The sequence below is a fragment of the Thalassotalea sp. PLHSN55 genome, assembly GCF_052030545.1.
GTDB lineage: Bacteria > Pseudomonadota > Gammaproteobacteria > Enterobacterales > Alteromonadaceae > CANMXU01.
This window is the reverse complement of the sequence record NZ_JBPDIH010000007.1, coordinates 221,627-248,417: the sequence shown is the minus strand read 5'-3', so window position 1 is coordinate 248,417 and position 26,791 is coordinate 221,627. Positions and strand designations below refer to the sequence as shown.

The 26,791-nt window shown below is 40.0% G+C and carries 17 protein-coding genes; 12 read left to right on the top strand and 5 right to left on the bottom strand.

Annotated elements, in window-relative coordinates:
• The first annotated feature begins 12 nt into the window (after positions 1-12).
• From ACRRSQ_RS15145 to ACRRSQ_RS15125, 5 genes are all read left to right on the top strand, one after another.
• Positions 13-2,511 (top strand): EAL domain-containing protein, encoded by a 2,499-nt coding sequence (locus ACRRSQ_RS15145; protein ID WP_440876602.1) that lies wholly within the window; start codon positions 13-15, stop codon positions 2,509-2,511.
• A 65-nt stretch (positions 2,512-2,576) separates the two neighbouring features.
• The gene (locus ACRRSQ_RS15140) at positions 2,577-4,376 is read left to right on the top strand and encodes a thiamine pyrophosphate-binding protein (RefSeq protein ID WP_440876601.1); all 1,800 of its coding nucleotides are present in this window, start codon (positions 2,577-2,579) and stop codon (positions 4,374-4,376) included.
• Between the two features lie 299 nt (positions 4,377-4,675).
• A complete protein-coding gene (locus ACRRSQ_RS15135) occupies positions 4,676-6,757 on the top strand; it encodes a TonB-dependent receptor plug domain-containing protein (RefSeq protein WP_440876600.1) in 2,082 nt (693 codons plus the stop codon).
• Positions 6,758-6,765: 8 nt separating this feature from the next.
• Positions 6,766-7,608, top strand: a complete 843-nt coding sequence (locus ACRRSQ_RS15130; protein WP_440876599.1) for a hypothetical protein — start codon at positions 6,766-6,768, stop codon at positions 7,606-7,608.
• A 10-nt stretch (positions 7,609-7,618) separates the two neighbouring features.
• Positions 7,619-8,473, top strand: a complete 855-nt coding sequence (locus ACRRSQ_RS15125; RefSeq protein ID WP_440876598.1) for a hypothetical protein — start codon at positions 7,619-7,621, stop codon at positions 8,471-8,473.
• Between the two features lie 18 nt (positions 8,474-8,491).
• On the opposite strand, the gene ACRRSQ_RS15120 is transcribed toward ACRRSQ_RS15125, so the two are convergent.
• Positions 8,492-10,063, bottom strand: coding sequence for a sensor histidine kinase (locus ACRRSQ_RS15120; RefSeq protein WP_440876597.1), 1,572 nt, complete (start codon positions 10,061-10,063; stop codon positions 8,492-8,494).
• 10 nt (positions 10,064-10,073) lie between these two features.
• Positions 10,074-10,976 (bottom strand): ABC transporter substrate-binding protein, encoded by a 903-nt coding sequence (locus ACRRSQ_RS15115; RefSeq protein WP_440876596.1) that lies wholly within the window; start codon positions 10,974-10,976, stop codon positions 10,074-10,076.
• A 384-nt stretch (positions 10,977-11,360) separates the two neighbouring features.
• Between ACRRSQ_RS15115 and ACRRSQ_RS15110 the strand changes: the two genes are divergently transcribed.
• Positions 11,361-13,547 carry an OsmC domain/YcaO domain-containing protein gene (locus ACRRSQ_RS15110; protein WP_440876595.1) on the top strand — a complete coding sequence of 729 codons (2,187 nt, stop codon included), beginning with the start codon at positions 11,361-11,363 and terminating at the stop codon, positions 13,545-13,547.
• A gap of 174 nt (positions 13,548-13,721) precedes the next feature.
• Here the strand turns inward: ACRRSQ_RS15110 and ACRRSQ_RS15105 are convergent, their stop codons facing one another.
• Positions 13,722-15,275 carry a response regulator gene (locus ACRRSQ_RS15105; protein ID WP_440876594.1) on the bottom strand — a complete coding sequence of 518 codons (1,554 nt, stop codon included), beginning with the start codon at positions 15,273-15,275 and terminating at the stop codon, positions 13,722-13,724.
• Positions 15,276-15,828: 553 nt separating this feature from the next.
• Here ACRRSQ_RS15105 and ACRRSQ_RS15100 point away from each other — a divergent pair.
• The 6 genes from ACRRSQ_RS15100 (at position 15,829) to ACRRSQ_RS15075 (ending at position 22,888) form a co-directional block, all read left to right on the top strand.
• Entirely contained in the window at positions 15,829-16,875 is a 1,047-nt protein-coding gene (locus ACRRSQ_RS15100; protein ID WP_440876593.1) for an HD-GYP domain-containing protein, read from the top strand.
• A 72-nt stretch (positions 16,876-16,947) separates the two neighbouring features.
• Positions 16,948-20,382 (top strand): response regulator, encoded by a 3,435-nt coding sequence (locus ACRRSQ_RS15095; RefSeq protein ID WP_440876592.1) that lies wholly within the window; start codon positions 16,948-16,950, stop codon positions 20,380-20,382.
• Positions 20,383-20,647: 265 nt separating this feature from the next.
• Positions 20,648-21,316, top strand: a complete 669-nt coding sequence (gene nfsB, locus ACRRSQ_RS15090) for an oxygen-insensitive NAD(P)H nitroreductase (RefSeq protein WP_440876591.1) — start codon at positions 20,648-20,650, stop codon at positions 21,314-21,316.
• A 71-nt stretch (positions 21,317-21,387) separates the two neighbouring features.
• Positions 21,388-22,029: a putative quinol monooxygenase gene (locus ACRRSQ_RS15085; protein WP_440876590.1), complete on the top strand. Its 642-nt coding sequence runs from the start codon at positions 21,388-21,390 to the stop codon at positions 22,027-22,029.
• A 26-nt stretch (positions 22,030-22,055) separates the two neighbouring features.
• Entirely contained in the window at positions 22,056-22,463 is a 408-nt protein-coding gene (locus ACRRSQ_RS15080) for a hypothetical protein (protein ID WP_440876589.1), read from the top strand.
• A gap of 38 nt (positions 22,464-22,501) precedes the next feature.
• Positions 22,502-22,888, top strand: coding sequence for a hypothetical protein (locus ACRRSQ_RS15075; RefSeq protein ID WP_440876588.1), 387 nt, complete (start codon positions 22,502-22,504; stop codon positions 22,886-22,888).
• Here the strand turns inward: ACRRSQ_RS15075 and ACRRSQ_RS15070 are convergent.
• Positions 22,883-23,854, bottom strand: a complete 972-nt coding sequence (locus ACRRSQ_RS15070; protein WP_440876587.1) for a LysR family transcriptional regulator — start codon at positions 23,852-23,854, stop codon at positions 22,883-22,885. The two genes, ACRRSQ_RS15075 and ACRRSQ_RS15070, sit on opposite strands and share 6 nt — an antisense overlap.
• A gap of 240 nt (positions 23,855-24,094) precedes the next feature.
• A complete protein-coding gene (locus ACRRSQ_RS15065; protein ID WP_440876586.1) occupies positions 24,095-26,716 on the bottom strand; it encodes a sialate O-acetylesterase in 2,622 nt (873 codons plus the stop codon).
• Positions 26,717-26,791 lie beyond the last annotated feature (75 nt).

Genomic DNA, 26,791 nt, shown 5'->3' with positions numbered 1-26,791 from the left:
ATGGACCTCACATTGAAAGTATTATTAATTATACAAAACACCAGTGTCAGTGCTGAAATTACTGCGTTACTTAACTTATCAACGCATACAGTAGTTGCCGCTAATAATAGCATTGAAGCGGTTGCCGTTTTAAAAACTCAGCATGTTGACTTAGTGATCACTGAAGTTGACATTGGTGACGTTGATGGTTGGCGACTATCAAGACTTATACGATCTGGCGTTTTACCAGCAAATCAAGATCTGCCAATTATCTTACTCACCGAAAGTTACAGTGAACGCATTGCTCAAACCACAGCTAAAATGTTCGACATTGACCAAGTTATCTCTTTCCAAGAGATACAACACATTAACAATGTTATTGAGCAAGTGGTTAATTTTCAAGGTAACTTAAACGACCCTCACAATATTCTCGTCATTGAAGACACCGAAGACACCGCACTGTTAATTAAGCGCATCCTTAAAAATAACTTTACTGTTGATATTGCACAAGATGGCTATGCCGGCTTAAAAGCGTTTAAAGAAAAACACTACGACATTGTTTTGCTCGATATTATGATGCCGGGTATGTCGGGCGGTGAAGTGCTTGATGAGTTAATGGCACTTAACCCTCACCAAGTCGTCGTCATCATGACCGCTCACGGCACAGTCGACCTTGCTGAGCTCATGTTAGTTAAAGGGGCTGCAGACTACATTCAAAAACCCTTTAAAGCTGAGCAACTCAGAAAAATATGTGAAATTGCCGCCAAACGTGAAGACTTTCTGGTCGCTAATGAACAATTCAACGCCAAAACTCTGGAATTAATTAACCAACAAGAAAAATACAATACCTTAGCGCAAACCCATAATCGCATCTTAGATACCCTAACCAATGTTGTTATTGAAATAAATCCCAATGGTCGCATCGCCTTTTTAAACAATTCGTGGCATAAATACAGCGGCTATTTAATTGCAGAAAGCATAGGCAAATACTTCACTGATTTTACCTTTCAAGGTAACAACCTCCAGCATGAAAATATCGCAAAAGCGATTAACGCGTTGGCTTCGGGTAAAAGTAACCACGAAAGCTTAGAGTTTCAACTGGCGCAAAAAAACAACGACTTTTTATGGTGTGAAATAAACTTATCAGCCATTTATGATAACGAACAAAAAACCGTTGGCATTACAGGAACCATAGACGACATTAGTACCCGCAAGAAAGCTGAACAACGGCTAAAACATGTCGCCTTGCACGATACGTTAACGGGTATTCATAACCGATACTTTTTTGACAATGAATTACAAAACATCTCATCGTCATCAATACGCACCGGTCAATTACATAGTTTGTTGTTTATCGACCTCGATCACTTTAAAATCATTAACGACTCTCAAGGGCACCATCAAGGCGACTTTGTTTTAAAAGAAATCGCCCGCTTGTTGACTGAACATACCCGAGAGCAAGATATTCTTAGTCGTATTGGCGGTGATGAATTTGCCATTATTTTAACCGATACCTCAGGCGACGAAGCACTAACCATTGCCAACCGAATTTGCCAAGTGATCTCCGACACCAGTTTTCAGTTTTCCCAACAAGTCTATAAAGTCAGTTGCAGTTTAGGTATTTCCGCCATAGACGGCAAAGCATTAAGTAGCGATGTTTACCTACAACAAGCAGATATCGCTATGTTTGCGGCAAAAGAACAAGGCAGAAACCGCGTCCATGTTTACAGTAAAGACGACAAGGTAACAGACGAACTTAAGCAACGTTTTCAATGGGTTCAAAAATTACAAAACGCCTTGTTTGAAGATAATATCGTGCTGCACTTTCAGCCAATTATCGATATAAAAACCCGACAAACGGTATGTTATGAAACTCTAGTCCGGCTGATGGTTGACGGACGCCTTGTCTACCCAAATGACTTCATACCTTCGTTAGAAAAGGCGGAAGATATGAATCTATTAGACCGCCACGTTATCGGTAAATCGTTACTATTAATGAGCCAAAATCCTTGCCTAGAAAAACTTGCGATTAACCTTTCCGCTCAAGCCTTTAATGATGATCGTCTCTATGCGTTTATTAAAGAGAAAATTGAAAAGTATCAAGTGAACCCTGAAAACATCATTTTTGAATTAACGGAAAGTGCTAGCTTGTCAAATATCACAGGTACGCAGCGCATGGTTAAGCACCTCAACGAGTTAGGCTGTCACTTTTCAATCGATGATTTTGGTACCGGTTTTAGTACTTTTGCTTACCTCAAGCAAATTCCTGCCGGTAGCGTAAAAATAGACGGCTCTTTTGTTAAAGATATGACTAAAGATCCTATCGATGCAGCCTTAGTAAAAGCAATACATGATACCGCTCGCTCGCTCGGCAAAAGTACAATTGCCGAATTTGTTGAAGATGAAGCCACCTTGCTCAAACTTGAGGAGCTTGGCGTGCAGTTTGCTCAGGGCTATCACATAGGAAAACCCGCTGATATTGAAAGCATTTGCAGCAATAAAATGCTCGGTGATGTTAAAGCGGTGAGTTAAGTGCCTAAAGAGATACAGAGTGAATAACGCAAGTCTACCGAACTAAACTCCATAAAGGTAAGGTCATGAATATCTCAGCTACAAGCTCCAAACTCGACATCATTGACCATGCCGATCTAATCGTTAAATACTTAGAACAACTCGGCGTCGAATATGTTTTTGGTGTCCCCGGCGGCGCAATAGAACCTTTTTATAATGCATTGGCTCGTTCAGAAAGAGCGGGCGGACCAAAAGCTATTATTGCACGACACGAAGCCGGTGCCGCCTTTATGGCTGATGGCTACTACAGAGAAACAGGCAAACTCGGAGTGGTGTGTTCAACTACCGGGCCTGGCGCTACTAACCTAATAACCGGTGTCGCTTCTGCTTCAGTTGATAAAATACCAATGCTGGTTATTACCGCGCAAACTGCCTTACCGAAGTTTGGCAAACGATCGTTGCAAGACTCAAGCGAAACAGCTATCGATACGGTTGGCATTTACAAAAATTTCACTAAATTTAACGCATTAGTCTCACATCAACTGCAATTAGAAAGTAAGCTCATTTCTGCGCTCATTGAAGCCGTTCAATCACCCAAAGGGCCAGTGCATTTAAGCATTCCATCAGACATTTTACAGCTGCCCTATCTCGAGCCAAATCCTAATGTACACGTTAACTATTTAATGAATAATGCTTCTTTAGAAGACATTTCAGCTGTCGAAGCACTTATTGAAGAAATTATTAGCTGCGATAACATCGTCTTATATTTAGGGCATAGTTGTGGACGCGCTTATCAAGCAATAGAACATTTGGCTGAATCATTAAATGCTCCGTTTGTATCAGGGCCCATGAGTAAGCGATGGGTCAATGAAAAACACCCTTTGTATCGTGGCGTATACGGCTATGCTGGTCATCAATCAGCTAGAGAAATATTTAAAGACAGCAATATCGAGCTTATTCTCGCATTTGGTACCACCATCACCGAAACAGGTATAGGAAGTTTACCCGAAGAAATACTTAACAAAAAACTCATTCACATTGACTCATCGGTAGAAAGTTTTAGTCGTTCACCTATGGCTAAACTGCATGTTTGTGGTCATTTAGATGTGGTAATGAATCGAGTCAACAATCGCATTTCTCAATTAAGTTGGCAAAAAACATGGCAAGGGCTGGAAATAAACTGCCAACAAAATGAGCTTGGCGGTTTTACGACACTCATCGATGGTGACAAATGCTTATCAGACGCACATCCAATTAAACCGCAACGCCTTATGGCCTATTTAAGCAAGAATATGCCAATTGATACGCGCTTTTTTATTGATGCGGGTAATAGTTGGGCATGGGCAACCCACTATTTAAATACCGAATCTAATGCCGGCTATTATCGCATTGGCATGGGGTTTGGCAGCATGGCGTGGTCTATAGGCGCGGTGATTGGTTCTGCGATTGCAGCAAAGTCAAAACCACACATTTGCATCGTTGGCGATGGTGCTTGGCAAATGAGTTCAGCGGAAATCGGCGTTGCAGTGCAACATCAACTTCCTATTGTTTTTATTATTTTAAATGACGCTGCTTACGGCATGGTGAAATTTGGGCAAAAAATGAGTCGAGCGGAGTCTATCGGCTGGCAACTCAATCCTGTCGATTTTTCACTACTGGCCATTGCCCAAGGGGCAAACGGAAAAATAATACAAACACCTCAAGAGTTAGAAGCGCTCGACTGGAATGAATTGCTACATGCAAACCTGCCAACAGTGCTTGATGTAAGAATTGATAAAAATGAAACCCCGCCAATGATGGGTCGCGTTAAAAGCTTACAACAGGGTGCGGTATTTTTAACGGGTACCGATATCGCCACTAACATTAATATCGACAATAACGATTAACTCATACACCGCAGAAAATGGCAAAACACTTAGATGGCAAGTCTGTTTGAGCAAGCCTTGTGCTTATTCAGCCCCCTAAAGGCACCTGCCTAGCCATTACAGGTTCAAATTTTTAGCGCAAAAAACAAGCAAGCACGAAAATCTTAAAAAAGATTTATGATACTGATAACAAAAGCTTTTCATTAGAACTTAAGTATGTGATCCTTGTTAACAAGGTGTTACTCAAAGTAACTAAGTATCAATAAAATTAAAAACTAAGTACTTAATTATTTACTCCGTTGAAGTTTTAAGGTTTATACATGCTGCATTCGATCAAAATAAAAACGCTTTCTTTGGCTATTTTATTTGCACTCTCCTCGCCTAATTTTGCTTATGGCAGCCCATGGGCTGATAGCGATGGTGCTGAAGATGACTATTTTGAAGATTTTTATGGTGATGAAGACTTTGTTAGCATTGCCACCGGCACAAAAAAATCGGTTCATAAAGCGCCCGCAGTTGCCACCGTCATTAGCGCTGACGATATACATGCGATGGGCGCCAATACAATCCATCAAGTCATTGAAACCGTAACCGGCATTCATACCTACCCTTCTAATATCAATCGAATGAATCCTTCCTATTCTATTCGCGGCATCCACACCCCAGAAAACTCCCAAGTATTGGTATTAGTTAATGGGGTAAGAACTACCTATGAATTTACCGGCGCAAAATGGAATATTTTTGATGTTGGCGTTAACTTAATTGATCGTATTGAAATTATTCGCGGGCCAGGTTCTGCTGTTTATGGCGCAGACGCATACTCTGGTGTCATTAATATTATCACCAAAGGCAACGACGCCGTTTTTGAAAATGACGTCGGCGTTAAAGCGGGTTCATTTGATAGTAAAAATGCATGGTTCAACTACGGCTACCAGCAAGACAACATAAAATTTAGCGCCAATGCTCAGTGGCAAGATAGTGCAGGCGACTCAAGTCGAGTTGTACCGACCGATTTATTGCATCTCATTGGTCAGAGTGAAATATCAAACGCCCCCGGACCACTTGACACTCGCCATCGTTACACAGATATTCACATGCAACTTACCGTCGATAACTGGTATGCGTCATTGTGGTATTTAGATCTTGAAGGTGGAACCGGTGCCGGTGCAGCGCAAGCGCTATCGAATAACGATACCACTTCAGGTGAACAAATCGCCATTCAAACCGGCTATAAAAAACAATTGAGCGCCGACTTTGATATTGACGTTAATTTGCAATTTCAGCAATACAAAGCCGCGACATATTTTGAAATTTTCCCTGCAGGATACATTGACGCAGCAGGCGTAAACTACACCGAGGGTTATATTGGCAATCCTCTTTTAGAAGATACCAATTACCAAGCGCGTGTTACCTCGAACTATTCAGGCTTTGCCAAACATAAAATTCGCCTTGAGTTTGGTTACAAAGACAGTGAAGAAACCACCGACGAATTCAAAAACTTTGGTCCAGGCATTATTAGCGAAGGTCAAACAGAACAAGACGGCACCTTAACTAGCGTTAAAGGCACTGAACATATTTTTATTGGTGATAATACTCGTCAACTTTCATACCTTTCATTGCAAGATGAATGGCTGCTCAGCAGCGATTGGGAGCTAACCGCTGGCGTTAGGTATGATCATTATTCTGACTTTGGCAGTACCATCAACCCGCGTTTAGCTTTAGTTTGGCAAACCCGACATAACCTGACCACGAAACTGTTATATGGCAGTGCTTTTAGAGCACCTTCATTTGGTGACTTATACGCAACCAATAACCCAGTAAAACTCGGTAATCCAGACTTAAAACCAGAGCAAATTGATACCTGGGATCTTGCGTTTGATTATCGCCCAAGCTACGACTGGCAGGTGCTTTTTAATATCTATCAATATCAAGCATCTGAATTGTTAGCTTATGTCGACAATCAACTTGAAAACAGCAGCAAACAAGACGGTATCGGCAGTGAACTAGAAATAAGATGGCAACCATCTGATACCTTAAAGGTGAAAATGGGTTATGCATGGCAAGATGCAAAAGATGCAAATAACCACCCTATTGCAGACGCGCCTCAGCACAGTATCGATGCCAGTATTCAATGGCAAATAACAGAAGATATTAATATTTACAGTGATACTTACTGGATAAGCAACCGTTACAGAGCGCCGTTAGACTCGCGTAATCATATAGATGACTATAACTGGACCAATTTATCGATGCACTATGATGGGATAGAACATATTAACCTAACATTAACGGTACGTAATTTATTTAACAGTGATGCCAGAGAAGCTTCAAATGGCCGAATTGTAAACGATTACCCATTAGAAGAACGTGGCTTCTGGCTTACTGGTCGATATAGCTTTTAATCAAAAATATGAAAAATAACGCAACGGGTTTTAATTATTCAAATGCTGCCAGTACCAGTATATGCTTTGAGCAAGCGAGTGATAAAAACCCTTATGTGGCAGAAAAAATGTATCTGGCAGGCTATGATCTTCAGCAGTTAGTTGAAAAACGTAGTTTTGTAGATACCCTGTTTTTATTATTTAAAGGGGAACTACCGAGCTCATCTCAAGCGAAGCTATTAGAGTCATTAATGATTGCTTTGATTAACGCAGGTCCCAGAGATGCTGCGGTAAAAGCCGCAATGACTGCGGGCGTTAGTAAAACAAAGGCAGAGCATATCATTCCTATTGGCTTAAACGTACTTGGCGGCGAGTACAATGGCGCACAGGCCGTTGCTAGCGCTTATCAATTCATTGAAAAAAGTCTAAACGATAACCCCGGTAAACTGATGAATGACATACATGACGTCATCACTCAACATTCAAATAAAGCATCGAATAAAAAAATTAACGAACAGTTATCAAGCTTGTGCCCTGGCTTTAATCAGTATTATGGCGATATTGACCTTTTAAGTCATAACCTTGCAAAACAATTATTTGCCTTAGCCCCTCAATCGCCAGTATTTAATTGGGTCAGTGATTTACTTAAGCAATTAAATTCGTTAAATATCGGCATTACGCCAACGGGGCTTGCTGGCGCGGTATTTTTGCAATTAAAGTTGGGCGCGAGAGAAAGCATCGGCTTATATCAATTATTGCGCGCGCCGGGAATATTAGCTCATGGCATGGAACAAACCCACAAACCAGTTACGGCAATTCCAATGTTACCTGACGAGCAGTATCACTTTTCTTCAACTGAAAAGAGAAAGTAACGAGGTATTTATGTCATCAAACAGCGCGCATAACAAGCCCGATAAAAGAAACATATCGCTTGATTACTGGAACGATAGACAAGGCATAATTGAAACAGATATTGGGCAGTGGCTTGGCGGTCAAGACATTCATGTTCACCACTACACCCTATTTAATGATTTATTCGAACAAATAAATTATATGCAAATGATGGTATTAAATATCACTGGCCGCATCATTAGCAAAAATCTGGCAAGCTGGTTAGAGAATAATTTTTTATGTATGAGTTATCCCGATGCCAGAATATGGTGTAATCAAGTAGGCGCTTTAGCAGGTACAACACATGCATCGCCAACGGCGGCAACGGTTGCGGGTATTTTAGCGGCCGACTCTCGAATATACGGTGGTAGTCAAACCACCAAACTAGCGATGGAATTTATTCAGTTAGCTTTAAAAAAAGCACAGGCTGGTCAGTCAATAGCCGACATAGTTGCCAATGAACCTTTAAAACACGGCCGACCAGCGATTATTGGTTTTGCTCGTCCAGTCGATAAGGTAGATGAGCGCATCATTCCTCATCAAAAAATGACCAAAAATCTTGGCTTTGGCATAGGCAAACACATGCAGCTCGCCAATGAACTTTCAAATTATTTAATGGAAAAATTTGGTGCGGGTATCAATATTGGTGGCTACACTGCCGCCTTTTTATCAGACCAAAGCTTCACACCAACTCAAGGGTACCAAATAAAAAGCCTTTGTGTTTCAAGCGGAGTAACGGCCTGCTACCTTGATAATCTCAAGCACACTAACCACGAATTTTTACCGCAAAAATGTGCCGATATTAACTATACGGGGCCGAAGATAAGATCCGTTGAGCCTGGCTAACGTAATATTTAAAACCCATTATAATTTCTTAAGGTAAGGTAACACTACGCTAAAGGTTGCCCCCTGCCCGAGTTCGCTTTGCACAAATATTTTGCCATTAAGTAATTCAACAAAGCGTTTTGAAATGGCCAAGCCTAAGCCGGTGCCACTAAATTTTCGAGATTGACTGCCGTCAGCTTGACGAAATTCATCAAATATATACCGTTGTTGCTCGTCAGTTAAACCTATGCCCGAGTCTGTTATCGAAAAAACCAGCTGCTGATTATCAACATGAATATTCAGTGAAATATCACCGTTATCAGTAAATTTGCATGCGTTACTTAATAAATTAATCAATATTTGCTCTAACTTTTCTTTATCAGACGTAAAGTCCTCAATAGTGCCGCTTTGCTCAATAATAAAACTATTGTGATTTTTGTTAGCTAAAGGTCGAACAATATCGGTGAGCGTTTTTTGCAAGTCACTAAAGTTAATAACACTTAAGTGAAGATCTATTTTACCTGCTTCAATTTTAGCTAAATCTAACAAGCTGTTGATCATGTTTAACAGACGCTGAGAATTAGTGGCAATTTTATCCATGTCCTCAATCAATTCAAAATGACCTTCTAACTCTAATTCTTCAACAACAAGTTCACCATAACCAATAATCGACTGGATCGGCGTACGCAATTCATGGCTCATATTGGCCATAAATTCTGACTTATGTTTACTGGCAATAATTGCGGAATCACGCGCTTGTACTAATTCTCGAGTACGCACATCAACTTCTGCTTCCAGCTGATCTCTATGCTGCTTTAAAATGTCTTCTTGTTGATCAAGTACTTGCATCATACTGTTGTATGAATGTGCCATACGGCGCACTTCTTTTGCACCTTGTACCGGTGCCAATACATGCTCTGCAGTTTTTTGTGACGTTTGCATGGTTTGCGAAAGCTGCTCGAGCGGCCTAAATAAAACCACTAACCCAATATGCATGAGCAAACTTAACAAGACCACAGCGACAAAACCGATACTGGCAATAATTTCAGCAACGCGTCGTTGAGAGGCAATCAAGCTTTCTTTACTGTAAGCAACCTCGGCATAACCAATCACTTGCTCTTGTGGCACTTGCTCTTCGCTAAAACCGAACTCACTTTCATCAGCATCTTGTGCTGTTGCCATAACTTTCACAGGCATTTTAATTAACCAATGCGCTTGGGTTTCAATGAAATTTTGTACCACATTTTCATCGCTTGGCTGTTGTCTTGAATTCACTTCAATATCTTTTGGGTATTCCCCCGTACTGATAAAAACACTGTGATCTTCTAGTAACAACCTTGCCACAACTACCGATTGAAACCCTGCCACTTGTGCCAACGCATCTTGCGCGTTTTGAGATGACCCCGACAAAATTGAAAAAACCGACTGCTTGGCTAAGCCTTCTGTAATTTGGTGCGCATTTTTTAGCATGAGTTGGCGCGACTGCTCGTTCACGGCTTTTGTAGTGATCGTGCTAATGAGCAATGTCATTATGGTAATGCCTGCCACTAAAAACAAAACCACTTGGTTTTTAATGCTTAACGAGGAAGATAAAAGGCGATAATTAGGCATAAAAAATATTTTACTCAGGGAAAGTCAAAGAGAATTCAGCTTGTTCGGTGGCAGAATAGTTATAACCTAAATGCGCTGCCGTTCTTAAGTTTACCGCTAAATCAATATCAGATAAGGGCTTAACCACTGAAGGACGGGCATCATAGTTTACTGTTTTTACCATTTGTGCAAGCTGCTCACCTAACCTTATGTTGTCAGGAATCGCTGAAAACAAGGCACCACGTTTCGCATGGCTTGGTTTGCTTGAAAATACCACTAATTTATTTTCCCACGCTTTTTCCAGAATAACGGGCACAATAACTTTATCGTTTGCGGTCACAGGGTCTAAAGGCAACCAAATTGCCATTTCCTTTAAATTATCACCTTTAAAAATATCATCATAGCTTTTAACGGCGCTACGAATATCATCAACGGCGATTGGATTTAATGTCAGCCCAAGCTTAGTGGCTTCAACTTTAGCGAGTTCAATTATCCAAGCAGATGCGTCAGAGTATAAAACAGTGACTTTTTTGACGCGTGGCGCTAGCTGTTGTAATGATTCGAATAGAGCCTCAGGACTTGCCATTAAACTTACGCCAGCAACATTACTTGGTTTAATAGGTAGAGCACCAACAACAACCGGCTTTTCCGTATAAACTTGTTTAGCGACTATTAAACCGCGCTTACCTAGAGCGATCACTTTTTCAGTCGCAATTTGCTCGGCAATAGAGTTAGCTGAAAACTTAGCGGGAACTTTTAGATGAATTACCTTGCCTTGATAATGGCTTTCGATACCTTGAGTAATTTGTTGAAAAATTTTATCGTACGGCGCTTTGACATCAGGATATACGATAGTTACTGATTCAGCCATAACGGCAAAAAAAGCGCCAAGCAACCAACAAACTATAAAGCGACCAAACTGAATCCGTTTCAACCTACATCCTAAAATATTCACTTACTTCTCGCTGGTTATAATAACCCCATTTTTTATAAGAGTCATCTTATATGTAGTTATTACTGTTACAATTTATCAGTTTTTTGTGACGTTTAATCGTACTGTTTTTTTACCCATAAGTAAGCCAGTATAAAATAAAGAATGGAGATGTTTTTTATCAGGCTGTTATCTTTCAAACTCGTGATAAAATAGTGCTAGCTTTACATTAAAGCGATGGCTATTTACGTTTTTATGTAAGTTATTAAAGACTATTGCAGCAAAAAATCAGATAATCACCTTATTAAATAAACTCACAATCACGACAACATAAACGTTTTCGTGTAGTTGATAATACATACAGCATTTCACTTCGGACATTATCTAATGGAAATCAAAGTAAATTTTCTTGAAAACCTCAAGCTAGAAGCAAAGTTTGATGATTTCACAGTCGTTGCCGACCAACCTATTCGTTATAAAGGCGATGGTTCAGCCCCAAGCCCCTTTGACTATTTCTTAGCCTCGTCAGCATTGTGTGCAGCGTATTTTGTTAAAGTCTATTGTGTCTCGCGCGACATCTCGACCGACGGCATTCGTATATCGCAAAACAACATTGTTGACCCCGAAGACAGATACAACCAAGTTTTCCAAATTCAAGTTGAACTACCTGAGAGCTTAAGCGAAAAAGATAAAAAAGGCATTTTGCGCTCAATCGACCGCTGCACCGTGAAAAAAGTGGTGCAAACCCAACCTGAATTTAACATTGAAACCGTAGAAAACCTCGACCAAGACGCGCAAGCCATGCTGATGGTTGAACCAGATGATGCTGCCAATACCTATATTTTAGGTAAAGACTTACCGCTTGAACAAACCATTGCCAACATGACCAAGATATTGGCCGATTTAGGCATGAAAATAGAAATCTCATCTTGGCGCAATATTGTGCCTAATGTCTGGTCGTTACATATTCGTGATGCTGCTGCGCCAATGTGTTTTACCAACGGTAAAGGCTCTACCAAAGAAAGCGCGCTATGCTCTGCCTTAGGTGAATTTATTGAACGGTTAAACTGTAACTTTTTCTATAACGATCAGTTTTTAGGGCAAGACATCGCCAACAGTGAATTTGTTCATTACCCGAACGAAAAGTGGTTTGCGCTTGAAGATGATGACAGCCTGCCTGCTGGCATTTTAGACCCATACTGCCTCGATATTTATAACCCAGAAGATGAGTTATGTGGTTCGCATTTAATTGATACTAACTCTGGCAATATTGACCGCGGAATTTGCTCAATTCCCTATACCCGCTATTCTGACGGCGCCACCGTTTATTTTCCGTCAAACTTAATTGAAAACTTATTTCTCAGTAATGGCATGAGTGCCGGCAATAATGTTGAAGAAGCGAAAGTACAATGTTTATCTGAAATTTTCGAACGTGCGGTAAAAAGACAAATTATTGAACAAGAGCTGGTATTACCCGATGTGCCGCAAAGTGTACTCGACAAATACCCAAGCATAGTTGAAGGAATAAAAGGCTTAGAAGAGCAAGGTTTCCCGGTTGTGGTAAAAGACGCCTCATTAGGCGGCCAATTTCCAGTGATGTGTGTCACCTTGATGAACCCAAAAACGGGCGGCGTATTTGCCTCTTTTGGCGCTCACCCTAGCTTTGAAGTTGCCCTTGAGCGCAGCTTAACTGAGTTATTGCAAGGGCGTAGTTTTGAAGGTTTAAACGATGTACCCAAACCAACCTTTAACAGCATGGCTGTTGCTGAACCAGAAAATTTTGTTGAGCACTTCATTGACTCAACCGGCGTGATTTCGTGGAAATTTTTTAGTGCAAAACATGATTTTGAATTTTGTGAATGGGATTTCTCAGGCACGAACGCCCAAGAATGTGACCACCTGTTTGGCATTTTAAAAACTTTAGGTAAAGAAGCTTATATTGCTGAATTTTCAGACCTAGGCATTGCCTGTCGTATTCTGGTGCCTGATTATTCTGAAGTTTACCCGGTTGAAGATCTTATTTGGGACAATACCAACAAAGCCCTTAACTACCGTGAAGATATCTTAAACATTCATAGCTTAAATGACGAAGCTTTGGTCGATTTAGTAGAGCGATTAGAAGAAAGTCAACTCGATAACTACATTGATATTATTACCTTAATTGGTATTGAATTTGATGAAAATACCGTTTGGGGACAGCTGACCATTCTTGAGTTAAAAATTCTGATCTACCTTGCCTTAGGTGAACTTGAAGAAGCGGTTGAACTTGTTGATGCCTTCTTGCAATACAACGATAATACCGTCGCGCGTCGGTTATTTTATCAAGCCATACAAGCCTTGCTTGAAGTATGCTTAAACGATGAACTTGAATATGAAGACTATGTTGAAAACTTAACTCGCATGTTTGGCAAAGAAGTGATCGACAATGCGGTAGGTTCAATTAATGGTGAGGTTAAATTTTATGGTTTAACGCCAACTAGCATGAACCTAGAAGGCTTAGATCGCCATTTAAGATTGATCGACAGTTATAAAAAACTGCATCAAGCCCGCGCGCTAAAAGCTAAGAGTGAATAGCGGAAAAGGCTAAGCTGGAAGCGACAAGCTGAAAGCGACAAGCTGAAAGCGACAAGCGGTAAGCGGTAAGTCGAAAGATAAAAGCGACAAGCGTTCAGCAGATAAATAGTCACTAAATTAGGCAACGAGTTTGGTGACTATTTTTCAATTATCTTCAATCGGTTTAACGCTCAACTACACAGAGGGTAATTCCACCAATACATGAGTGAGGCCGTCGCCATTAAGCTCAAAAGCTATTTTTCCTTGCTGTAATTCAACCATCAACTTAGCGGCATAACAGCCAATGCCCGCCCCGTCTTTTTTGCCAAAGCTAACATATTTATCCATAAAGCTAGCGCGTATTTCATCAGGTATTTCACCAACATTGGTGATCTTTAATAAACTAACGTTGGCAGATTTTTCCAACAAAATATTGACCGCCGAACCAGAAGGCGCAGCTTCTATAGCGTTTTTAAATAAATGGCTGACTAAGGCAAAAGTTAAAAATTGCTCGGCAAATATGGGCTGCTTGCCTTCGCCTTCAATCGATATTTCCAATTGTTTTGCCTCATTAGCACTGGTGAATGAAGCAACCACATCATCAACAATTGTTGATAAATCAAGCACCGTTGGCGAAATTTGATAACTGCCATCTTCTAATTTATACAGCGTGGTCATGTTATCCACTAGCTGTACTAGGCTGTTGCAATTAAAAGCTAAGTTATGTGAAAGCTTTTCCACTCGGTTAGGATGCCGGCTGCTTTTAGCAATATCATCAATGGTAACATTCATCTGCAACAGCGGGCTTTTCAAACTGTGCTGCATTAGCCGGTCAAATTCATCCCGTAACTGCACATTTTCAATGAAGGTATCAACCTGCACACGCAGGCTTTTCAAATGAGCAATACCAGCGGCATGGTTTTTAATACGCGCTTTGGTTATCGCCGGCACTATCGGTTTGGTAATATAGTCAACAGCGCCAAGCTCAAGCCCTTCAACCACTTTTTCGTTTTGATCTAAAGCGCTGATAAAAATCACGGTAATATGTTGCGTTAACGGGTCACGTTTTAATTGCCTGCATAGCTGCAAACCGTCCATTTCCGGCATCATAATATCAAGCAGTAATAAGTCTGGCGCTTTGTCGGAACGACATAATTCGATCGCCTTTTTAGCAGAGGTCACCCCTTTAACTTGATAATCGCCCCGCAAAATATCCGCTAATAAATGAATATTATCAGGCACGTCATCCACAATTAAAATGGTGGTTTTTGGCTTTTCATCTTTAGCCTCTGACGCTGCTGATTTATTGGCAGACTGAGTAAGTAAAGTAGCAGATGATTTAATTGGCGTTTTAATCGCTTGGCTAAGCCGCTGTTTTAAAATATTAATCGAAAACGGTTTAACCACATATTCAGACACGCCATTTTTAATCGCACGTATAACTTCACTTTGCTCAATATGAGCAGATAACATCAAAAACGGAATTCGCCCAAGTTTAGGGTGTTTTCGTATTTCACGAAGCAGTTCAATGCCATCAAGTTTTGGCAAGTTAAAATCAGAAATAATAACATCAACGTTTGCACTATTATTTTCTATCGCTTGCAGCGCATCTCGCCCATCTCTGGCTTGAATAATGTTTTTAAATCCAAGCTCTTTTAACATTGAAGCAAGCGTTACCCGAATATTATCGACCGGATCAACCATTAAAATAGTCATTTGATTAAACGTTTTTAGTACTGACTCATTCATTAAACCATGCCGCCTTGATTGATTTAGCCACAAAAATCACACTTTCTTGGTGTGATAGTTGACTGCCCGAGAACATCCTCTATATTTTTAAAGAATAGAATAAAAAAGCCATTATTGTTGCTTCTTCACTTTATTGCAGCAGCTGTAACACACCTTGTTACAAATGGCGTAATGCAGCAGAGAATCTAATTAGAGCGTGTTGATCTTTGCTGTTTGAATTTTGTTCGAGATAAAAGCGTTTTAATCGCGGCGTGAGGTTTGTTGCCTAGTCACCTAAGCAAAACACCTCACACAGGTTACAAGTTCCAGACGTAACCTAAGTACCTGCATCCATGTAGGTAACAAAGAGTAAAAAGCTTTTAGCCGAATCCTTCGGACAGCGTTTGTTGTCATTTATACAGTGTTAGTGCTTTATCATGTGGAATAACCACACATCAAAAGCACCGCCTTGTATAAATACCCAACAAACTGCTGCAAAAACAAACTTGAAAGATCAACACGCTCTAGTCGATAATGAACAAAATAATAACGCAACTACACTACCGAGCCTCTTATGTCAGACAATAAGCAAACCATATTAATTGTTGATGATACACCAGAAAACATTGATGTTTTATCTGGAATTTTACGCGCGAATTATAAAGTAAGAGCAGCCTTAAGTGGTGAAGTTGCGCTAAAAATTGCCAATTCAGATAAAAAGCCGGATCTGATTTTACTCGATATTATGATGCCGGAAATGGACGGTCTTGAAGTATGCCGCCGGCTAAAGCAAAACCCATTAACCACTCAAATTCCAGTTATTTTTGTTACCGCAAAATCTGAAACAACTGACGAGCAAGTCGGCTTTGCACTTGGCGCAGTTGACTACATCACCAAGCCAGTAAAACCGGCAATTGTACTTGCTCGGGTGCAAACACAATTATCCCTTTACGACCAAGCCCGCCATTTAGAACAACTGGTAGAGCAACGCACCCAAGAACTTAACGATACCCGCTTAGAAATTATCCGCCGCTTAGGTCGAGCTGCAGAATACAAAGACAATGAAACTGGCATGCACGTTATTCGTATGAGCTGGTTTGCTAAATTTATCGCCGAGGAATTAGGCATGGAGCCTAAGTGGTGCGAATTGCTTTATAATGCCGCGCCAATGCATGATATTGGCAAAATTGGCATTCCCGACAGCGTATTATTAAAACCCGGCAAACTTGACCCCGACGAATGGGAAATCATGAAAAAACATTCTGAATATGGCGCTAAAATTATTGGCGAACATTCATTCCCATTATTTCAAATGGCACAAGAATTAGCACTTTATCACCACGAAAAGTGGGATGGTTCAGGCTACCCTTATGGCTTAAAAGACACCGATATTCCGCTTACCGCTCGTATTGTCGCTGTCGCCGATGTTTTTGACGCGCTAACTAGTGAACGCCCCTACAAAAAAGCCTGGTCAGAAGAAAAAGCCCTCGACTTGCTAAAAAGCGAATCGGGTAAACATTTTGATCCTAACATTGTAGAAAAATTCTTAAATTGCATTGATAAAGTACGCGAAGTACAAGCAAAATATAAAGAGCACTTTGAGCAAGAACAAGAAAGTTAACTTCAAATCGCAGCATAATTACCACGATTAACAGCAGTTATCATTCAAAGCAACGTATAAAACGGACTCACAATGCAAAAATTATCGCTATCAATAAAAATATATATTGGCTTTGGTTTTTTATTATTTCTAACACTATTGATTGCTTCAACAGGCTACAGCAGTTTAGAAAATGCCGAGTCTGCTTTTAAAGAATATCGAGCCTTAGCACGCGAAACCAACGTTGATGGCCGCGTACAAGCCAATATGCTAATGGCGAATATTGCGGTAAAAAACTTTGTTATTGATGCCAGTCCAAAGAACATTGAAATTGTGCAGCAACGGGCACAAACCACGCTAGATATGATCGCCAAAGCGCAAGTACTTGCCAATCACAATACCGAACGGCGGGTATTATTAGCGGAATTAGAATCAGAGCTATTACGTTATTTAGACGAATTTAAAGTGGTTACTGAACTGCAAGTAAAGCGCGATGATTGGGTTGAAAATAAACTCAATGTGCTTGGCCCTCAAATTGAGAAAAAACTCACCTTAGTACTGTCAAAGGCGGTTGATGCCGATGATGACCACTCAACCGTTACCGCCAGTTTAACCTTAAGAAACCTACTCTTAGGGCGACTCTACGCCAATCGTTTTTTATTAGATAATAAAATAGCTAACCGCACCCGTGCAATGAGCGAATTTCGCGAAATGGAAGTTAATGCCGGTAAATTAATCGAGTCGGTTAAATCTCAAGAAATACAAAACATTGCTATTGAAGCAAAAGAGCTGCAATCAGAATATTTAACCGCCTTCGATGAAGTTTATACCATGATCACACAGCGCAATATGATCATCAAATACGAGCTCAACCGCATTGGTCCCAAAGTAGCCGAGCAAATTGAACGCTTAAAATTGGCTATTAAAGAAAAACAAGACACCCTTGGTCCTAAAACCCAAGAAAACTTTGAAAGCACGTCCTTATTTTTCATGGTCTTTTCAGCGGTCGCTATTTTCTTTGGTTTATTCACCGCCATTGTCATTAGTCGCGCGGTATCACTGCCGATTCGAAAACTCACTACTGCCGCATATTCCTTAGTGCGCGGTGAAACCGGACAAGCGATATTAGTAGATAGCCACGATGAACTTGGCGTACTCGCCAGTTCATTTAACGATATTCAAAAGTCAATTTCCGCGCAAATGGAAGCGCTAAAAGACGAAGTTGAGGAACGCAAGAAAGCCGAACAAGCGTTAGCGGTTGCTAAAAATTCTGCTGAAGAAGCAACCCGCGCTAAAAGTGATTTTCTCGCCAATATGTCACATGAAATTCGCACACCAATGAACGCCGTAATTGGTATGAGTTATTTGGCGTTGCAAACCGACTTAACCAAAAAGCAGCGTAATTACATCGAAAAAGTACATCGCAGCGCCGAATCATTACTGGGGATAATTAACGATATTCTCGATTTCTCTAAAATCGAAGCCGGTAAACTGAATGTTGAACAGGTGGAGTTTAAGCTTGAAGATGTGTTTGAAAACTTAGCCAGCTTAGTTGGCCTAAAAGCCGAAGAAAAAGGGCTTGAGTTATTATTTAAAATACCTAAAAACTTGCCGGCAAGTTTCATTGGCGATCCACTGCGCCTTGGGCAAATTTTAATTAACTTAGGCAATAACGCGATAAAGTTCACCGATGAAGGCGGCGAAGTGTTAATTGCTGTAGAAGAAGTTAAGCAGTTAGATAATCAAGAAGTCATTTACCAATTCTCGGTACAAGATACCGGCGTCGGCATGAGTGAAGAGCAACAAAGCAAATTGTTCCGCTCTTTCTCACAAGCCGATACATCAACTACCCGAAAATATGGCGGCACCGGTTTAGGTTTAGTGATTTCAAAACGCTTAGTTGAGTTAATGCATGGCGATATTTGGTTAGACAGTGAATTGGGCAAAGGCAGTACTTTCACCTTCACGATAAAACTAGGTATTCAAAACAGCTTGCCTAGCCCCACGCCACCATTAAACAAAGAACTTGGCGCTTTGCATGTACTAATTGTTGATGACAACGCAACCGCGCGCGAATTGCTCAGCGCCATGCTTGCTGGCTTTGGCTTTAAAGTCGACCAAGCCGCCGGCGGTGAAACCGCCATTGCCCTATTAGAGCAAGCCAATAATTTGGTGCCATACGACTTAACCTTTATCGATTGGAAAATGCCCGGCATGGACGGCATTGAAACCATCAGCGCCATTGAAAACAATGAAAAAATTAGCACGCCACCGGTGGTTATTATGGTGACAGCCTACGGTAAAGACGAAGCCAGTGACGCGGCAAAAGATCTTAACATCAGCGACTTTTTAACCAAACCCATTACCTCTTCGAGCATTTTTGACGCAGTGATGAGCGCCATGGGTAAAGAAGTGGTGCAGCACAAAGTGGTTGACGAACAGAGTTCCGATCTCAATAAGGCTTTTGCACAGTTAAATGGCGCTCATGTATTATTAGTTGAAGACAATGACATTAACCAAGAACTCGCCACCGAATTATTGGAAACAAACGGGCTAACAGTTACCCTTGCGGAAAATGGCCAACAAGCGTTAGATTTACTCGCCGAGCAAAGCTTTGACGGCGTATTAATGGACTGTCAAATGCCTGTTATGGACGGTTACACCGCGACACAATATATTCGCCAAAATCCAGCATTTAAAGACTTAGCCATTATTGCCATGACCGCCAACGCCATGGAAAAAGACAAAGAGCATGTAAAGTCGGTTGGCATGAATGATCACATCTCAAAACCAATCAACATTAAAGAAATGTTTACCACTATGGCGAAATGGATCACCCCAAGTGAAGAAAGCGCAAAAAGAGCAGAAAGTGCAGAAAGTGCAAAAGCAAATAAAGCTAAGCAACATAATGCCATTAGCGATGAAATTCCGCCACTTGCGGGCATAGATATTCGCGCCGGTCTTAAAACCACCCAGAACAATAACAGCTTGTATAAAAAGCTATTATTACGTTTTTATCAAGGCCAGCAGAACTTTCATGAAGATTTTTCTAGTGCTCAAAACAGTGCGGATGAAAGCGCAGCCCAGCGCTGTGCTCATACCTTAAAAGGCACTGCCGGTACTATTGGCGCAACCGCCGTTTATAGCGCTGCGGAAAAACTCGAACAAGGGTGTTTAGACAAAACAAACAACATTGATGAATTGTTAACAGTTGTTGAAAGTGAATTAGCCATTGTCTTAAATAGCTTAGCAGCATTAAACGATGAACAAAGCGAGAGCCAAAATGAAAACGACATTAAAGAAAATGGCGCATCGGCCTTATCATCAGATGATATTCATGCTTTATTTGCGCAATTAACTACGCTTTTAGATGATTATGATACCGAGGCAACCGATTTTATTATTGAGCTGCTACCTAAGATGGTGAATACAAAATACCATGCACCATTAAAAGAAATTGAAGCCTTGGTTGATGCCTATAACTTTGATGAGGCATTAACAAAAATGAAGGATATTATCAGGAGCTAAATACAGATAACAGTTCCTTCGCCCCTGACTATGCGCACTTCACAAACACCTGTTTAATAGCAGGTGTTTGTCATTAACCTCTTTCAATTTCAAGGCATATTGCAGTCAGTCTCCTGTCTTCTCCCTTAGTTCAACAGCTTTAGTGATAAAGCAGCATGAAATAGATTATGGATGGATTTATCCATAATAATTTGAATTTTACGCCATTTACTTCATGTCAGTATCCTTCATAATTCAGTGCATAAATTAACCAAGGGCCAACATCATGAAAAACGATATTACTTATTATGCAAAAAACAGACAGTCAGCAAAAGCCTATAAAGCAGATCAGAAAATTTCTCCTGAAAATGTTGATAAAATTAAGGCGTTATTACGTTACAGCCCATCGAGTGTAAATGTTCAACCGTGGCATTTTGTCATTGCTTCAACTGATGAGGGGAAAGAAAGGGTCGCAAAATCAACTGATGAAGCCTACCCTTTTAATAGTAGCTCTATTCGTTCAGCTTCTCATGTTGTTGTTTTTTCGAGCCGCCAAGAAGCCAACGAAGAGCACTTACAGCAGTTACTTTTACAAGAAGAAAAAGATGGCCGTTTTGATGGCGATCCTGAAACATTTAAAGCCGGTATGGATGCTGGTCGAAAAATGTTTATCAATTTACATAAAGAGAAATTTAACGACGTAAACCATTGGATGGAAAAGCAAGTGTACCTTAATTTAGGTCAATTTTTATTAGGTGTAGCAGCGCTTGGTATTGATGCAACACCTATGGAAGGAGTTGATACGTCAATACTTGATAAAGAGTTTGGTTTAACTGAAAAAGGTTTAACAAGTTTATTTGTGGTAACACTGGGTTATAGCGACGCTGAAAATGATTTCAATGCCGCATTGCCTAAATCACGTTTACCATATTCGGATATTATCACTGAAGTGTAATAGTAAGTTGACCTTTCAAGGTAACGGTTAAGTCATTAAATGAAGATTATTTTTTCTAAGTAGGCATTCAGATGATCACACAAATTATAAAATTCGATATTAAAACTGAGTACATTGACAATGTTAAAACAGCGCTTATTGCAGAAAAGCAAAATATAGAAAAGAATGAGGAATGCCTTGAATTCAGCTTATTTCAAGACAAGAACCAACCCTCTAAATTTTTTATTTATCAGCGTTTTAACAGTATTGAAGCAATGAATACTCAAACAAACCAATCATCAGCTAAACATTTAATAAATTTGCTTAGCGGTGCTTCAAATTCAGCTCCGCAAGTGATGAAATTAACTGACACCAATCCAGCACCTTTACACGAGAAAAACCCTAAAAGTGCAAATGATGAAGATGATTTATTTATTATTTTCTTTATTTTCAAAATAAAACCTGATTACCGAGAGCAATTACTCGCGCAATTCAATAAACATGTGACTTGCACTCGCACAGAAGAAGAAGGGTGTATTATTTTTGACTTATACACCGTTGAAGGACAAGAAGACACTCTAGCTGTTTACGAGCACTGGCGAAAAGAGTCTGATGTTTGGGATATTCACTTCAATCAACCTTATGCAGTTGAAACAGGAGAATTAATGCACAAAGCAGTTATTGGCGAGTTAGAGCAATACATGAATTTCGTGACTGAAATAGGTATTGCATAAATTTAATAACAAAAGAGAGTGTTTTAATGAAAACCTTAACTAAATTATTACTTATAACTTGCTTGGCATTACTCTCAAGCTTTACCACAGCAAATGAGTTAGCGGCATCAACAAATAAACTTGATGGTATGTCTATTGCCTATAACTACACTAGCGGCCGCTCTTATCACTTAAAGTTTGAACCAGCAGGAATAAGCTATCAGTATTTAACCGGCTCAAGACCCGATGTTTGGTGGGGGCCATTCCCTTATAAAGCGTTTGAGGTGAGTGAAAATATTTATTTAGCTGCTTGGTTTGAAGAAGGTTACGGCGATTACGTGACTTTACATATTAATTTCAATTCAAATTTATTATATGGAAGTGCCATTTTACAAGGTGAAACAGTGCATTTTCACGGGGCTAAAATAGTCTCGGTGAATAAAACTGCTAAATAAATTCGTAATCCAAACAATATATTAAAGGATAATGAAATATGTTTGCCGCTCATGGAAATTACCTGATTGAGAATAATGGCGACTGCCTCAAAATTGAGGCAACAGGTCCATTTAATAAAGAAGTCATTGATAACTTTCACGCAGAGCTTAAAAGTTATATCAGCGAATTAACGCATAAAAACTGGCAACAATTAATCATAATGAAAGAGATGAGCCTTTTTACGCCAGAAGCCGAACAAGCGCTTTGCCATACGTTAGATTATAGAATTAACAATGGTTTGTCGGTTTCGGCGATTGTTGTTGAATCGATTTATCATTCATTTATAAAACAACAGCTGTCACGATGTTATGCAAAATATTCAATTAACCATGCCTTTTTTACAGAAGTTAATGAAGCAAAAATCTGGATAGAGCAACAACTATAACGATGATTTCCCCTTCTTTATTGGGTATAAATTTTTATAGTTAGGAATGTGGCTTTCCCAAAAAGGAGGGCTACCGATGTAGCTTTGCAGCTCTCGAATAAACTCGGTAATTAACGGTGTTTGTTTTCTATGCGGGTAAACAGCAAAGATACCAGTATCCATCATTGATAGCTTGTAGTGAGTTAATAACGGCACCAGTTTTAATTCATTTATTGGCTTTTCTAAATTAAATAAATCAATAAGTGTATAGCCAAGTCCCGCTCTTACTGCGTCGACCATTGATTTAACATCACTCACTTTAAAGTTACCTTTCATACGATAACTCTTGAACTGACTACTGGTAGGCGATTCACTTAACTCCATTTGGTCAAGGGTTACACGGGTATTACTATAAACAACCGCAGGAAGATTAACCAACTCCTCTGGAGTTTTGGGGTAGCCATGCTGTTCGACAAAGTCTTCAGAGGCAACAATAGCAAAATTGGTATTGGCTATTTTTTTGGCGATTAAATTAGACTCAGCAAGTTTTCCTATTCGAAAGGCTAAATCAAAATGTTCCGCAATAATGTCGTTTCTCTTATCATCCAATGACAAGGTGATTTTAACTTCAGGAAATTTTTTCAAGTAACGAGTAATCGCTGGCTGAAGATACATTTGACCAAAAGCGATGGATGAGGCAATTCTGATGTGCCCCTTGGGGTTTACTTGATACGAATCAGCAATATTATATATATGCTCTAAAGTCTCGCTAAGTAATTGCGCTTGCTTAAATATTTCCTCTCCGGCTGAGGTTAACGCGAATGAGCGCGTAGAACGGTTTATTAACTGAACGCCTAAACTTGCTTCTAGCTTTTTAATTTGTTTTGATAAAGAAGAGTTGTCCATATCAAGTAAGGTTGCAGCTTTAGAAAAAGAGCCCTGCTGCACGACATCGATAAATAATGATAATTGATTTGCAATTGACATATGCCCTACTGATGACTGATTAGTCGTAAAAATAATCTATTAAATTATTTTACACCTTTTATGATAAAAATCTCCTAGTGCATAGCAAATAAATATATGCCCTTAATAAAATTAATTATGGCTTCCATTCCATCACCAGCTATTAAGATATAAGCATAACTTAACCAATGGCATTCAAAAAAGGCAGCAACCATAAAAGTAACTACCTTTTAAATCTCAACCACTTAAAGTACAAGTGTTTTAGTCGTCTTTTGAATACACTATATTGTCTATTCTAAAAATAGTACCTGATTGGTTGGCTCCCCAAGCAGGAAATACAGTAAAAGGCGAAACAACCGCTGAAATATTTAATGGTAAGGCATTCGATTCAACACCGCCGGGCAGACCCAACAAGTAATCAATATCAAAGGTATAGTGCTGCCATTGGCCAACAGTTGGATTTAGCCCTTCTTCACTATTACTAATTGGCACATCACCGGTACCACAAGGCCAGCCACAATCAATTTTTATAAACCATGAAGCATTAGCGTCGTTATCTGGCTGACTAATCACTTTAAGATCAAATTCTAAGGTACCACCGATATAGTCTGATAAATTCATGACGTAGTCTGCCGAAAAGGCACTAACAACTTGATTGCCAACATAAGTATGCTCAATCACTTTGCCATACATTGGCTCATCATCAACAACTTCTTCGGTGATTGCACTAGTAAATGCCGCTGATAAACGCCAATCAGTTAACATGTCAGAAAACAATACTAGCGGTTGTACATTTTCACCGCCTACGTAGCCTGTCTCAGCCAGAAATGGCAATACTGGCGTGCCGACACTACTCGCCAAGTTACTATTTTCATTACGAGATAAGTAACCGTAACTCAATTGGCTTACCGAGTTTATATCCATCCCCAATGCAGCGATATCGTCAGCAGAAACCGCGATTGAGCTAGTATTAACGATTGTTGCGGGTACTGTTTTTGTTTGACCAATACGGTTACTAATTCTGACGGTATCAACACCGCTTTCTTGGTTTTTAAACAAGGTGAGTCCTTCACCGGAACGATTAAAATTAGCAATAATCGCATCATCAGAGACCACCAAGTCATTAAACACAGGCGCTAAAAATTGGTCATCATCTTGATACACAGAATGAAAAAGCATATTAGCTAAACGCTCACCAACCGGTGCTTTATCTAAAGGATGAATGGGGTCTTTCCATTGAAAAATGCTTTCATCGGTTTCCCACTGTAAACCAACATCGTAAATAGGAATTAAACGTACTTTATCAGCATATTTCAAATCACTGATCACATCTAACTGTGCCAGCCTATGATCAGCAAAACCTAGATATTGACCATAGTTAGTCGGCTCATCTAACATCGGATCTTGTCCGTTATATGGTGCTAACTGAATTAAGGCAAAATCAAGTAATTCGTCAGAGTCATTAAACAATGCGGACCAAGAGTCAATCAGCGCTTTCAGGTTATAGACATTCGCCTCGCGTACAGGATCGCTTTCTCCTTGATACCAAGCAACTCCTTTAACATTGAAATGAGTAAGTGGTGCCAGCTTTTGATTAAAAAGCGCAGATGTTTGCACATAGTTGTCCCAATCATGACTATTCCAGTCAGCTTGGTCATCAACGGTAAAGAACTTATTGTCAATATATTGGTTTTGCTGAGCTGTAATATAATTGCTAATTTCAAGGGCGTTTTTAGCAACATCTCGTGGTAACCATGCTTGAATTTTACTGCCACCACGATGTGCATTTAAAATCCCTACCGGTACATTTTCGCCACGCGCTAAAAAGGCCGCCAAGGTTTTTTGTGCAAAGACCAAACCAATCGCAGAACTGTCTTGAACGCCTCCAGGTGAATTGGCAATAGTCCACTTCCCATCTAATACATCAAATTGTGGTTCAAATGGAAAGTTAGCATTTCCCATAGACACCGCTTGATGAAAAATGCGGATATTGGCTTCATCTATTGATGCCATAAGTTCTTCGCCACCTTCCATTTGGCTGACTTTTAATTCCATATTTGACTGACCACTCATTACCCAAACTTCACCAATCAAAATATTTTCTAGTAGATATTCTTGAGCGTCATCAGCGACCACCAAAGTATAACTTTCATATGATGCGGAAAGTGCAGGTAAACTAATTTGCCATTCACCGCTTTCAGGAACTACAGTATAGCCTTTACCCGCTTCAGAGCCGTCTGAGTCTTTAATTAATTTCACCGCCACTACAGTATTTGCTTGCGCTTGGCCAAATACACGAATAGGTTTTTGTTGTTGAAAAATGGCATTGCTTGCCATCAGTGAATGCAAAGTAATATCTTGACTTGCCGGCGTATACGCAATGCCTGATAAATCAAATTCATCAACGATAGTCCCCGTGGCAACATTGTCAAAGGTAATGTTAGCTAGGGTTGACTCAAAGCTATCGTTGGCAAGGGTTAAGGTATAAGTATCGCTGCTTAACGGTCTACTTGGTAGACTAATTTCCCAAGTCCCTTTGGCTGATACTTTTACAAAACCTTTGTCGTTATCTGGTATCGAATGATCATTTTGTAATTTGATCGCGACTAAGGTGCCAGGCTGAGCGGTACCAAAAACTGTAAGCGCTTTACCTTGTTGTACAATCAGACTATCAGTAAAACTTTCATCAATGATAAACGATTGTGTTGCGGCAGAATAAAGTACGCCTGATAAATCAAATTCGTCAAGTATCGTGCCGGTACTACCTTCTTGTGCTTTGCCAGGAATTGACGGTTGATGTGTCGAATCACTATTACAAGCGCTTGTTAGGCCGACAAGTAATATTAGTAAAGCGACTTGTGAAATTGATTTTATATTTTTCATCTTTGCTTCCCCATTTCTTCTTATTAGTTTCTACGCAGCATCATTCATTTACACTCGCCCATAGTAACCGGTTAC